General features: G+C 61.8%; 12 protein-coding genes, 1 tRNA gene and 1 riboswitch. Of the genes, 6 read left to right on the forward strand and 7 right to left on the reverse strand.

What is annotated here, in order from left to right:
• Positions 1 to 71 precede the first annotated feature (71 nt).
• Positions 72 to 1,076, reverse strand: a complete 1,005-nt coding sequence (gene yejK / locus BRD58_RS11990) for a nucleoid-associated protein YejK (protein WP_012849147.1) — start codon at positions 1,074 to 1,076, stop codon at positions 72 to 74.
• Positions 1,077 to 1,247: 171 nt separating this feature from the next.
• On the opposite strand from yejK, the gene BRD58_RS11995 reads away from it, so the two are divergent.
• The 3 genes from BRD58_RS11995 to BRD58_RS12005 all read left to right on the forward strand — a co-directional run bounded on the left by BRD58_RS11995 (position 1,248) and on the right by BRD58_RS12005 (position 3,537).
• Positions 1,248 to 1,475: a YejL family protein gene (locus BRD58_RS11995; RefSeq protein ID WP_012849148.1), complete on the forward strand. Its 228-nt coding sequence runs from the start codon at positions 1,248 to 1,250 to the stop codon at positions 1,473 to 1,475.
• Between the two features lie 40 nt (positions 1,476 to 1,515).
• Positions 1,516 to 3,273, forward strand: coding sequence for an LPS biosynthesis-modulating metalloenzyme YejM (yejM, locus tag BRD58_RS12000; RefSeq protein ID WP_012849149.1), 1,758 nt, complete (start codon positions 1,516 to 1,518; stop codon positions 3,271 to 3,273).
• Positions 3,274 to 3,460: 187 nt separating this feature from the next.
• Positions 3,461 to 3,537: transfer RNA gene (locus BRD58_RS12005), tRNA-Pro, on the forward strand.
• A gap of 150 nt (positions 3,538 to 3,687) precedes the next feature.
• Here the strand turns inward: BRD58_RS12005 and BRD58_RS12010 are convergent.
• From BRD58_RS12010 to corR, 5 genes are all read right to left on the reverse strand, one after another.
• On the reverse strand, positions 3,688 to 4,596 hold the full coding sequence (locus BRD58_RS12010) for a GGDEF domain-containing protein (protein WP_069578903.1): 909 nt from the start codon (positions 4,594 to 4,596) through the stop codon (positions 3,688 to 3,690).
• 270 nt (positions 4,597 to 4,866) lie between these two features.
• On the reverse strand, positions 4,867 to 6,153 hold the full coding sequence (gene eno, locus BRD58_RS12015) for a phosphopyruvate hydratase (RefSeq protein ID WP_069578905.1): 1,287 nt from the start codon (positions 6,151 to 6,153) through the stop codon (positions 4,867 to 4,869).
• A gap of 15 nt (positions 6,154 to 6,168) precedes the next feature.
• Entirely contained in the window at positions 6,169 to 6,588 is a 420-nt protein-coding gene (locus BRD58_RS12020) for a universal stress protein (RefSeq protein WP_012849152.1), read from the reverse strand.
• A 14-nt stretch (positions 6,589 to 6,602) separates the two neighbouring features.
• Complete coding sequence (locus BRD58_RS12025) at positions 6,603 to 7,493, reverse strand: DHH family phosphoesterase (RefSeq protein ID WP_012849153.1); 891 nt, start codon at positions 7,491 to 7,493, stop codon at positions 6,603 to 6,605.
• 89 nt (positions 7,494 to 7,582) lie between these two features.
• Positions 7,583 to 7,658, reverse strand: a riboswitch (Fluoride riboswitch).
• A gap of 38 nt (positions 7,659 to 7,696) precedes the next feature.
• Positions 7,697 to 8,368 carry a copper stress response transcriptional regulator CorR gene (corR, locus tag BRD58_RS12030; RefSeq protein WP_012849154.1) on the reverse strand — a complete coding sequence of 224 codons (672 nt, stop codon included), beginning with the start codon at positions 8,366 to 8,368 and terminating at the stop codon, positions 7,697 to 7,699.
• Between the two features lie 374 nt (positions 8,369 to 8,742).
• On the opposite strand from corR, the gene BRD58_RS12035 reads away from it, so the two are divergent.
• A complete protein-coding gene (locus BRD58_RS12035) occupies positions 8,743 to 9,096 on the forward strand; it encodes a helix-turn-helix domain-containing protein (RefSeq protein WP_015461890.1) in 354 nt (117 codons plus the stop codon).
• Between the two features lie 79 nt (positions 9,097 to 9,175).
• Here BRD58_RS12035 and rhlE read toward each other — a convergent pair whose 3' ends face one another.
• Entirely contained in the window at positions 9,176 to 10,498 is a 1,323-nt protein-coding gene (gene rhlE, locus BRD58_RS12040; RefSeq protein WP_012849157.1) for an ATP-dependent RNA helicase RhlE, read from the reverse strand.
• A gap of 246 nt (positions 10,499 to 10,744) precedes the next feature.
• On the opposite strand from rhlE, the gene cecR reads away from it, so the two are divergent.
• Positions 10,745 to 11,464, forward strand: a complete 720-nt coding sequence (gene cecR / locus BRD58_RS12045) for a transcriptional regulator CecR (protein WP_073383126.1) — start codon at positions 10,745 to 10,747, stop codon at positions 11,462 to 11,464.
• Complete coding sequence (gene hlyD, locus BRD58_RS12050; protein ID WP_012849159.1) at positions 11,461 to 12,450, forward strand: secretion protein HlyD; 990 nt, start codon at positions 11,461 to 11,463, stop codon at positions 12,448 to 12,450. The genes cecR and hlyD overlap by 4 nt, the downstream gene beginning before the upstream one ends.

The following is a 12,450-nucleotide window of genomic DNA, read 5'->3' on the forward strand; positions in this document are numbered from 1 at the left end:
AAAAAAACGCCGCTCTGCGGCTTTTTTATGCTTCTCGCGGGAAAAAGGCGCGTTGCTCGCGCCCTTCGCCGCTAACGCGCGCCGCCGTTACGCTGCAGCTGATCGCGCAGGTTAGGCGGAGTCCCCTTGATCGTCAGGGTATCGGTCTGCGCATCCCAAAAGACACGCTCCCCCAGCAGCAGGGCATCAAAGTTAATCGTCAGTCCCCCGCCGCTGCCGGCAAACTTGGTCAGCTGACGCAGCGTACTGCGATCCGCGGGGAAGCTCTCCTCCAGCGCGTAGTCGCGCTCGGCGGTGAACTGCTGAAAGTCCATCTCCCCAACGCTGGGGATCTCCCGCGACAGCGCCTCCAGCGCGATATCCTCCCCCGCCTGCAGCTGTTCGTTACAGTAATCATACACCTGCTGACGGCAGGCCTGGCGCTCGTTTTTATCCAGCTGGCCTTCGCTACAGTAATCGCTCACCGCCTGCAGCAGGCCGCGGTTCTGCACCTTCGTATCCAGCCCCGCCTGGGCGCCTAAAAAATCCATAAAGAAATCGGCTACCTTGCGCCCAACCCGCCCTTTCAGGTACGAGAGGTAGCGCTGGGACTGCGGGTTGGTCTCCCATTCGGTCATATCGATACGCGCGACGATGTCGGCATGCATAATGTCCAGGTAATGGGTGGTGCTCAGATCCAGTCGTTCGTTCACCCGCATGCTGCTGCAGTTATTGAGCACCGCGACCAGCAGATAATCTACCGCCAGATAGCGATACTGGCAGAACAGCACGATCCCGCCCTCTGCAAACGGATATTTGGCCAGCTCGTCGCGCAGGCGACCGGTCGCCGCACGGCTAAACTCCAGGAAGCTATCCTCTCCCTTGCGGTAGTGAGTCAGCGCCTGCGCCAGCTCGCTCTCCGGGTTAAAGGTGCCATACGCCTTGCTTTTGGCGCTGTAGACCCGGTGTAGCTCCGCCATCATCTCATCGACGGCGGCACTCTTTTCCAGCAACGAGTCGCGCAGCACCACATCCAACTGCTGCTCATCGCGTTTAACCAATTGATGCAGTGCGATGTTCTCCAGATCCAGACTCATTGTTTGCTCCTGTTGTCCTCAGCCTGATACAGGCGCGTATTCAAGCACCGTTGTCGGGCACCCGCAAGCGCCTTTGTCCGCCGCTGCGCCTCCCCGTGCATAAAAGAGCAGAAAATCACGCGCCTATCGGGTAATATGGTTGACTTTGTAAGTCATCGACGGTCACTTTTTATGCCACAATCATCCCGTTACAGCGATCAGCGCGTTGAACAATTGCTCTCTGAACTGGTTAACGTATTAGAATCGCAGCATGCGCCCACCGATCTCTCCCTGATGGTGCTGGGCAATATGGTAACTAACCTGATTAACACCAGCGTCGCACCGGCGCAGCGCAGCATGATCGCTCGCTCCTTTGCCGATGCGCTGCAGGCTTCCATTCGGGAAGATAAAGCCCACTGACCCTTCGGGTACAGAGATTCGACGGAAACAGACAGAATTTATGGTAACGAACCGTCAGCGCTATCGTGAAAAAGTCTCCCAGATGATCAGCTGGGGGCACTGGTTCGCCCTGTTCAATATTCTGCTGGCGCTGCTGCTGGGCAGCCGTTATCTGTTTATTGCCGACTGGCCAGCGACCCTGGCCGGGCGTATCTATGCCATCGTCAGCTGGCTCGGCCACTTCAGCTTTCTGGGGTTTGCCGCCTATCTGCTGACGCTGTTTCCGTTAACCTTTATTGTGATGTCGCAGCGTCTGCTGCGCTTCCTTTCCGCGGCGCTGGCCACCGCCGGGCTGACCCTGCTGCTGATCGACTCCGAGGTCTTCACCCGCTTCCACCTGCACCTTAACCCGCTGGTCTGGGAGCTGGTCGTCAACCCCGCGCAGGGGGAGCTTTCCCGCGACTGGCAGCTGATGTTTATCTGTGTGCCGGTGCTGTTTCTGATCGAGATGCTGTTCGGCACCTGGAGCTGGCAAAAGCTGCGTAGCCTCAACCGGCAAACCTTTGGCAAGCCGCTGGCGCTGGTGTTTATCGTCTCATTCCTGGCCTCGCACCTGATCTACATCTGGGCGGATGCCAACTTCTACCGCCCCATCACCATGCAGCGCGCCAATCTGCCGCTCTCTTATCCGATGACGGCGCGACGCTTCCTGGAAAAACACGGGCTGTTAAACGCGCAGGCCTATCAGGAACGGCTGATCCGCACCGGTAATCCAGAGGCGCTGGCCATCGAGTACCCGCTGGGCGAGCTGAGCTACAGCGATAAAGGCGCCGGGCTCAACCTGCTGGTGGTGGTCGCCGACGGCCTGCGGGCCGATGCGCTGCCGCAGACCATGCCGGCGCTGGCTGCCTTCGGCGCCCAGAACCTGCGCTTTACCCACCATTACAGCACCGGCAACGCCGTCGACAGCGGGCTGTTTGGCCTGTTTTACGGCATCTCGCCCAGCTACCTGGACAGTATTCTGGCCGGGCGTAAGTCGTCGGCGCTGATCGGCGCGCTGGCGCACCAGCACTATCAGTTTGGCCTGTTCTCATCGGACGGCTTCAAGGCGCCGCTGTATCGCCAGGCGCTGTTCAGCGACTTTACCCTGCCCGCGCCGCAGAAACAGAGCGATGCCGCTACGGTGCGGCAGTGGGAAACCTGGCTGGATACCCAGACCTCCACCCATCCGTGGTTTGCCTACGTCAATCTGAACGGCGCCGCCGCCGCGGACGACGGCGGAACGCTGTCGGCCAGCCGCTATCAGCGCGCGGCCCAGCAGCTGGATGGTCAGATTGCGGCAATGCTCGACGCCCTCCGCGCACGCCAGGCGCTGAAGAACACCGTGGTGGTGATCACCGGCAGCCACGGCGTAGCGCTGGACGGCGAGGATCGCGCCGGCGGCGACTACAGCCGCGCCCGACTGCAGGTGCCGCTGATCATCCACTGGCCGGGCACCTCGCCGCAGTCCATCGCCAAGATGACCAATCATGAAGATATCATGGCGACCCTGATGCAGCGTCTGCTGCACGTCGACAGCCGGGCCGCCAACTACACCCAGGGCGAGGATCTGTTTGCCGCCGTGCGCCGTCACGATTGGCTGACGCTGGGCAACGGCGGCGATCTGGTTATCGTTACCCCGCAGCAAACCATCGTGCTCAACCGTAACGGCACCTACCGCGCCTACGATCGCGACAACCGTGAGCTGACGGGCGAACGGCTGCAGCTACCCCTGCTGCTACAGGTGTTGACCGACGTGAAGCGCTTTATTGCCAACTAGCCGTGTGTCGAGCCACGCCGAGTGCGATCCGCGCTATCGATGAGCACCAAACCGGGCGCGGCGCAGGGAAAATATCGCGCCATCGCGCAATACCACGACAAAAGGCGGCCGATTGCCTAAAACAACGGCAAACGGTGCGATCACGGCTTGCAAATGTCAGAAAAAAAGGTAGTATACACAACCAGTTCGGCACGTAGCGCAGCCTGGTAGCGCACTGTCATGGGGTGTCAGGGGTCGGAGGTTCAAATCCTCTCGTGCCGACCAAAATTCCCTAAAAAAACCAACCTCTGCGGTTGGTTTTTTTACGTCTGCATCTTTGCGGGCGCACGTCCATCTACAGCGGCACCCGCCGCGTTTCCGCGATCCTGGCCATATCTCCATCGTCCAGCTCGGCCCGCGAACGACGCCGCGGCCTCACGGCGGCGGCGGGCTCCAGCGATAGTGATTACGCCCGGCCCCTTTAGCCTGATACAGCGCGCCGTCCACCCGCGCCACAAAGTGCGCCAGCGTTTCACCGGCCGCATAGATCCCCACGCCGATGCTTACGGTCAGCCCGCGCTGCTCGGTAATCCGCACCATGCTAGCCTGCTGCAGCAAGCGCGCCGCACGCGCCTCTAGCCACGCCCGATCCTCGCTCTCCAGGATCACGGCAAACTCCTCGCCGCCGATGCGGGCCGGAAAGGCCGAGCCGACAAACTCACTGTGCAGCAGGCGGCCAAACTGACACAGCACCCGGTCGCCGACGGCATGGCCAAACTCATCGTTAATCTGTTTAAAGTGGTCAAGATCGATGATAAACAGAGAGAAGTGACGCGGCAGCGGCTGCGACATCAGGCTGGAGTAAAAATGGCGCCGGTTGGGGAGCCCGGTCAGGTCGTCAAACAGCGCCAGGTAGCGTAGCCGCCCCCGCACCCGAGCAAGGTAACGCAGGGTACAGATGCCGCCCCAGGCGCACATCACCATGCCGATAGCGCGCAGTACGTCCTCCAGATTACCGAGCCACACCGGCTGCTGGACTATCTCATCCAGCAGATCCAGCACCCCGCTCAGTATCCACAGGGTCAGACCGCCGTTCAACACCCAATAGGAGCGGCGATCCAGCGCGGAAAACTGCACCGCGACCAGCATCAGCAAGACGGTCAGGTACTCCACCAGCTCCAGCGAAAAGGCAAAACCATTAAAGCGCTGTGCCGGATAGTGCGGCAGAGACAGCAGGTGCAGCATGACCAGCAGCAGCAGCAGTAGTCCAAGCGACAGCAGATACAGCGCCCGCAGCCGGGTAAAGCCGCGCCGCGGCAGCATCGAATCGCTATATTCCGCCATGGAACGCTGGCGCCTGTCGCCGAAAAGATCCCTCATCCCCTGCAGCCTCATGGTGGAGTAACCGTTAGATACACTTTTAATCTATTGAAATTATTATATATATTTAGTTAAACTCTATCATGATAACTATAGTTAGCAAGCCGCAGATTGACAACCTCTTTTCATCTGCGCGCGGCGAGGCGAGCGCGGTGGGAAGACGCCCTGGGCTGGGAAGCGCGGGAAAAAGACGCGGGCGGCGTGACGGACGCCACGCCGCAGAGAGAGAGGTGATTAGGCGTGGGTAAAGGCGCGTTTGCCGGCAAACTGCGCCGCGGCCCCCAGCGCATCTTCAATGCGCATCAGCTGATTGTATTTTTCAATCCGTTCGCCGCGGCACGGCGCGCCGGTTTTCAGGTGGCCCGCGCGCAGCCCGACGGTCATGTCGGCGATAAAGCTATCCACGGTTTCACCGCTGCGGTGAGAGATAAAGGTGCCCCAGCCATGGCTATGGCACAGCTGTACCGCGGCGATGGTCTCACTCAGGCTGCCTATCTGGTTCAGCTTAATCAACGCCGCGTTGGCCGCCGCCTCATCGATGCCACGCTGGATATAGCGTACGTTGGTGACAAACAGATCGTCACCCACCAGCTCAATCCGCTGTCCCAGACGCGCATTCAGGTGACGCCACCCCTCCCAGTCGTTTTCCGCCAGTCCATCCTCCAGCAGCACGATGGGGAACGCATCCAGCAGCGCGGCATAGTAATCGGTCATCTCCTGCGCGTCGAGCTGACGCCCCTCGCTGCGTAGATGGTAGCGCCCATCCTGATAGAACTCGCTGGACGCCGGATCCATGCAGATCACAATATCCTCCCCCGGGCGATAGCCGGCACGTTCAATGGCCTGGACGATCAGCGCCAGAGGCTCACGGTTCGAGCTGACGCGCGGCGCAAATCCGCCCTCATCGCCGACGCCGGTGCTCAGACCGGCATCCAGCAGAACCTGACGCAGCGCCTGGTAAACCTCGCTGCCCCAGCGCACCGCTTCGCGCAGCGATGATGCGCCCCAGGGCGCGATCATATACTCTTGAAAATCCGCCCCCTGCCAGCGCGCGTGTACTCCGCCGTTGATGATATTCATGCAGGGGACCGGCAGCAGCGTCGCTCCCAGACCGCCGATATAGCGATACAGCGGCTGCTGGGTAAGCTGGGCCGCCAGGCGCGCGCAGGCCAGGGAGACGCCCAAAATCGCGTTGGCCCCCAGCGCCGATTTATTATCGCTGCCGTCCAACGCCAGCATGCGGGCGTCCAGCGCCGCCTGCTCACGCACGTCAATCCCCTGCAGGGCGCTGCGGATCGGGCCGTTAACGTGCGCGATCGCCCGCAGCACGCCGCGACCGCCAAAGCGTCCCGGATCGCCGTCGCGCAGCTCTACCGCCTCGCGCGATCCTGTGCTGGCGCCGGAGGGCACCGATGCGCGCGCCCATGCGCCGCCCTGCGCCATCACATCCACTTCTACCGTCGGGTTTCCGCGCGAATCCAGGATCTCCCGAGCCACGAGACTCTCGATTAAAAAGCTCATGCTGTCCTCCCGCCCTTAAAGGTGTTTAACCAGAACGTCGGTCTCAAGACCATTGATAAAATCGAACGAGGTAGAAACAAACTTGGCCAGCGCGCGATTATGGTGACCCAGCATCAATAAGTCGACCTGCTGACGGGTAACGAACTCACGCAGATCGTCCAGCGCATCCATGGAAACGATCTGCTCGGCATCGATCGGGTAGTCCTGCTGGTGCACCAGCGACATCAGCACCTGACGGGCATCATTAAGGCTCTGCTGCTCCATCCGCGTCAGATTGACATCCAGCATGCCGCGCAGCGCGGCCAGATCGCCGCTGATATGCCCCAGCGTCAACTGGGCATCGTTTTGCCGGGCAACCTGACAGGCATGCGGCAGCAGCCGCTCACCGTCGTGGCGGCCATGAATCAAAACCAGAACATGGTGATATATTTTCATTGGGAAACCTCATTTCACATCAGGTGGGCGCCGATCCAAGGAAGGATCTCTTTCTTACGGCTCAGCATGCCGGGCAGCGCCTGTACGGGAAGCGACGTACCGTCGCGAGCGACGCGATAAAGGTCGGTATGACGGCGACGGATATCGCTGACCGCCAGCATCACGTAGTCCAGCGCCTGCTCGCGGCAGCGCTGTCGCATGCAGGCCAGCAGCGGTGCCAGCTGGTCGGAAAGTTGCGTGGGCGAGGCGACCTCGAGCTGCGCCACCTCCAGGGTATAGGCGCCAACCACGAAGCGCTTGAGATCTTTCTCCAGCAGCCCCTCGGGGGTATAGCCATCCAGGCAGGTCTTTGCCGCCAGCAGACCATCCAGGAAGGTCTTATCGTCGAGGTCGCTCAGCGGGATCAGCGCGGCGACCGCGCGGCGATCCGCCTCGGTCGTGGTAGCAGAAATCAGGCCGACGGTATCGCTCAGAATAGCGCCCAGCAGCAGCGTGGACTGGCGCCGATCCGGCACCATGGCGTACTCCTGGGTCATGATCTGCCACAGCAGGGTTGCCGTACTGCCCACCCGGCGGATCCAGGCATCGATCGGGTCGGCGCTGGTCAACGAGCCTAGCCGGTGGTGGTCGATCAGCCCCAGCAGACGGCACGCCGTCAGCCCCGCGGGCCCCTGTTCGGCGTCGCTGAAATCGACCAGCCAAACATCCCGGCCATCCAGCGGCTCCGTCAGCGGCGCCGGTGCATCACACCCGGCCTGCTGCAGAATATAGGCCGTCTCATGGTTTATCTCGCCCAGGCGCCAGGCCGTCGCGGGCAGGCCGCGCGCCGTCAGCCACTGGGCGGTCACCAGCGCGCTGCAGATGCTGTCACTGTCGGGGTATTTATGGCCAAAAACGTAGATCATCTCTCCTCCGTCACGATCGAATAGCCACGGGGAGTAGGCACAAGCGCAGAAAAAAAAGCAGCACTGATGCCGCCGTTCCCGTGGAACGGTTGTCATCAGGCGTCATCATCCGTAATCAGATTACGGCGGTTGGAATAGGGGTGGCACGCCATCACCCGGGGTTAGCTAACCCGTTTTGCCGGGCGATGGCAAGGGAGAGAGTATTACAAAGCGTGTCCGCCGGCGGGCTCCGGCCGCCGACAGGCGTCGCACAGCGCGGGCCATACCGCCATGGTCGCGGCCACGATCGCCTGCAGATCGGCGCAGTCAGCGCCTTCGCGAGCCCGCACCGACATCCCCTGGATCACGCAGCACAGGTAGCGCGCCAGCCCCTGTGCGTCGCTGTGCGCCGGCAGCTCTCCCTGCGCCTGACGCAGCTGGAGAAAACGGGCCAGCATCGCCTCCTGTACCGGCTGACGGCTCTTCAGCACCTGGCTGACCTTATCCGAACAGCGGGTCTGCACCATCGAGGCGCAGATGATAAAGCAGCCGCTGGGCGTATCGCCGCTGGTAAAGCAGTTTGCCGTCACGCTCAGGTAGTTGTGAATCGTCTCGGCCAGCGGCAGCGTCACGTTAAACAGCAGACGGTCGTACTTGTCCTCGTTACAGGCGGTGTAGTATTCCACCACGGCACGAAACAGCCCCTCTTTGTTCTCAAACTCGGCGTACAGCGTCGGCGCCTTGGCACCGGTGGCCTCCACCAGATCCGCAAGGGAGGTGGCTTCATAGCCCTGACGCCAAAACAACTCTAGCGCCTTACGCAGCGCCACTTCCCTGTCAAACACCTTTGGACGGCCGCGCCCGGCGCGCTTACAGGATGTATGTTCAGTTGCCATTCCCTTTTCTACACCTCACTGACTGGATCTCACGCTAAAGGTAGCCCTCCGCCCCTGAATATGCAAACCGCGGCGCACCGGGAGTGCAGGCGGAAAAAGGGACGCGGACGCCCTGCGCGGACATCAATATCTTTTTGTTAACAAACATAGAGTTAACAAATTTATTAATAAGCGTTAATAAAAAGTGTTGACGCCGCTTTGGCGACGGAATTACCATTAAATTAACGATCGTTAAAATAATAGATAAACGACGCCGTATACCATAGCGTCACTGCGATCGTAACCGTGATGACACGTCAACGCATTCATGTCCCCAGGCGATGCCCGCCCGCGCCGTGTCACCGACCATCGCACAAAAAAGTAAGGTGATTGCCATGTACAATACCGATTTTATCAGCGCACTGCGCACCTGGATCGACAGCAACGTTGCCGCTATCTCATCCCTTGACGACGTGGCGGCACGCGCCGGTTACTCCAAATGGCACCTGCAGCGCATGTTCAAAGCGCACACCGGCGTTCGGCTGGGGGAGTATATCCGCAATAAAAAGCTGGATGAATCGGCCCGTCGGCTAAAAGTCTGCCAGGGTTCGATTCTCGACATCGCCCTGTCGATGGGCTTTGACTCCCAACGCTCTTTTACCCGCTCTTTCAAGCGGCGCTTTGACGTGACGCCGGGCGTATGGAAGAAAGAGGTGACGGCGGGAAAACCGCTGGATCGCGCCGCCTGAACGGCGGCGGCGATCGGCCCGTCGCAGACACAGTCTCACCACTGTCTCCGCGACGGGTTATTCTGACACACCGAATGGCTTAGCGCCCTTCGGTACGCCCTTTACCCTGCTCGGCCGGACGGCGCGGGCGGCGATTCTGCCCCTGACGCGGCGCCGCGTTACGCGGTCCCTCCGCGCGACGCCCCTGCCCCGGACGCTCCGTACGACCGCTGTTCTGACGCCCACCCTGGCGGCCATTCTGAATCGGCTCAGCCTTAATGGTCGGATCCGGCTCATAGCCCTCAATGGCCATGCGCGGAATCGGGCGCTTCAGCAGGCGTTCGATATCGCGCAGCAGCTTATGCTCATCCACGCAGACCAGCGACAGCGCCTCACCGGTCGCCTGGGCCCGCCCGGTGCGGCCGATACGGTGCACGTAGTCCTCCGGCACGTTGGGCAGCTCATAGTTCACCACGTAGGGCAGCTGATCGATATCCAGGCCGCGCGCGGCGATATCCGTCGCCACCAGCACCCGAATATCACCGCTCTTAAAGTCCGCCAGCGCGCGGGTACGTGCGCCCTGGCTTTTATTGCCGTGGATCGCCGCCGCGCTGATGCCGTCTTTATTCAGCTGCTCCGCCAGGTGGTTAGCGCCGTACTTGGTACGGGTGAAAACCAGCACCTGACGCCAGTCCCGGGTGCCGATCAGGAAAGAGAGCAGCTCGCGCTTACGCTTCTTATCCACCAGATGCACGTGCTGCGTCACCAGCTCTGACGCGGTATTGCGGCGCGCCACTTCCACCTCGGCCGGGTTATGCAGCAGCGACGCCGCCAGCGCCTTGATCTCATCGGAGAAGGTGGCGGAAAACAGCAGGTTCTGCCGCTTGGCCGGCAGGCGAGCCAGCACGCGGCGAATGTCGTGAATAAAGCCCATATCCAGCATCCGATCGGCTTCATCCAGCACCAGGATCTCGACCTGAGACAGATCCACCGCATTCTGATGGGCCAGATCCAGCAGACGCCCCGGCGTCGCCACCAGCACATCCACGCCGCCGCGCAGCTTCATCATCTGCGGGTTAATGCTCACGCCGCCGAACACCACCAGCGACCGCAGCGGCAGATGACGGCTGTACTCGCGTACGTTTTCACCGATCTGCGCCGCCAGCTCGCGGGTCGGCGTCAGGATCAGCGCCCGCACCGGGCGGCGTCCCTTACCATTTTTGGGATTCTGGTGCAGCAGCTGCAGCAGCGGCAGCGTAAAGCCGGCGGTCTTACCGGTGCCGGTCTGGGCACTGGCCATCAGATCGCGACGCTGCAGCACCAGGGGAATGGCCTGCTGCTGGATCGGGGTCGGATCACGATAGCCCTGCTCTTCCACAGCGCGTAACAGTTCGGCACACAGGCCAAGGGAATCAAAAGACATGAAAAACTCCAGACCCGCCCGCTCCCTGTGCTACAGGGATGCAGTTTCCGGACAGGCGTATCAGACGAGGCAAAGCAAGAATTACCACGAGGACAGGCACAAACTGCAGGTACATAATTGGCGTACAGTGTAACAGCATACGCCCGCGCTGTCTGCTCCCCATTGCGCTCCCGTCATCCGCTTTACAGCGGCGAAAAAAGCGCCTAAAGTTAATCAATCATATGATTGACTTTTAACGAGGTCGCGATGAAAACGCCCCGCGCCAACGCGGCGCTGGCCAGCGCAACGCCCCGCGGCGAACAGGCGCGCCAGGCCCTGATCGATGCCGGGCTGACCCTGTTTGCACAGCGGGGACTGGAGGGCGCTACCACCCGCGACATCGCGCTGGCCGCTGGGCAGAACATCGCCGCCATCACCTACTACTTTCACTCCAAGCAGGGGCTCTATCTGGCCGTCGCCCAGTGGATTGCCGATACCCTTAACGCCAGCTTTCACCCCCTGCGCACGGAGTGTGAGCGCTTTCTGAGTCGGTCCGACGCAACGCCGCAGGCCTACCTGGCGCTGATCCAGCGCGCCATCGCTCACCTGTGTCACCTGATGACCCAGCCGCAGACCCTGCACCTGAGCCAGATTATCTCTCGGGAGCAGATGCTGCCCAGCGCCGCCTCGCCCATTCTGCACGATCAGTTTATTTCGCCGCTGCACACCCTGATGACCCGTCTGGTGGCCGGCTATACCGGGCTAGACGCGACGCAGCCAACGGCGGCGCTGCACACCCATGCGCTGCTCGGCCAGGTGCTGGCCTTTCGCATGGCGCGTGAAACCATACTGAACCGCACCGGCTGGCCCCAGATAGGCCCGGCCCAGGCGCAGGCGATCCATGAGGTCGTGCAGCTGCACACCGAGCTGCTGATGAACGGGCTGCGTCAACGCGGCGCCGTCGGGAACGTGAGGAAAACATCATGAATAAAAGGCGCATCACAGGCGTGGTCATCGGCGTCGTACTGGTTGCCCTGGCCGCCGCGGGATATTACTACTACCGTAGCCAACAGGATCAGCCGCTGACGCTGTACGGCAACGTCGATATCCGCACCGTCGATCTCGGGTTCCGCGTCAGCGGCCGTCTGGCATCCCTGAGCGTCGATGAGGGTGCCGCGGTGAAACCGGGGATGCTGCTGGGTCGACTGGATGACGCCCCCTATGTCAACGCCCTGAACGAGGCACGCGCCAACGCCGCCGCCGCGCAGGCCAACCTCGCGCTGCTGCAGGCCGGCTACCGTAGCGAAGAGATAGCCCAGGCCCAGGCGGCCGTCGCCCAGGCCGACGCCAACTACCGCTATGCCCAGAGCTTCCTCGATCGTCAGCAGGGGCTGTGGGCCAGCCGCGCCGTATCGGCCAACGAACTGGACAGTGCGCGCACCAACCGCAACCAGGCGCGCGCCCAGCTGCAGCAGGCACGCGATAAGCTGGCGCAGTACCAGGCCGGTAACCGCCCGCAGCAGATAGAACAGGCCCAGGCTCAGCTGCAGCAGGCCCAGGCCGCTCAGGCGCAGGCCGAGCTGAACCTGCACGACACCGCGCTGTTCGCGCCCTCCGCCGGTACGGTAATGACCCGCGCCGTCGAACCAGGCACCATGCTGGCCGCCGGAAACACGGTATTCAGCGTTGCCCTGACCCGCCCGGTCTGGGTGCGCGCCTATGTCGACGAGACCCACCTGAACCAGGCCATTCCCGGTACCCAAATCGACCTGTATATCGACGGCCGCCGCCAGCCCTACCATGGCACCATCGGGTTCGTCTCCCCGACCGCCGAGTTTACGCCAAAAACCGTGGAAACCCCGGAGCTGCGCACCGCGCTGGTCTATCGCCTGCGCGTGATCGTCAACGACGCCGACGATGCGCTGCGCCAGGGGATGCCGGTCACCCTGCGCTTTGCCCCGGCGCAGCGCTAG

The organism is Edwardsiella piscicida, assembly GCF_001896205.1.
Classification (GTDB): domain Bacteria; phylum Pseudomonadota; class Gammaproteobacteria; order Enterobacterales; family Enterobacteriaceae; genus Edwardsiella; species Edwardsiella piscicida.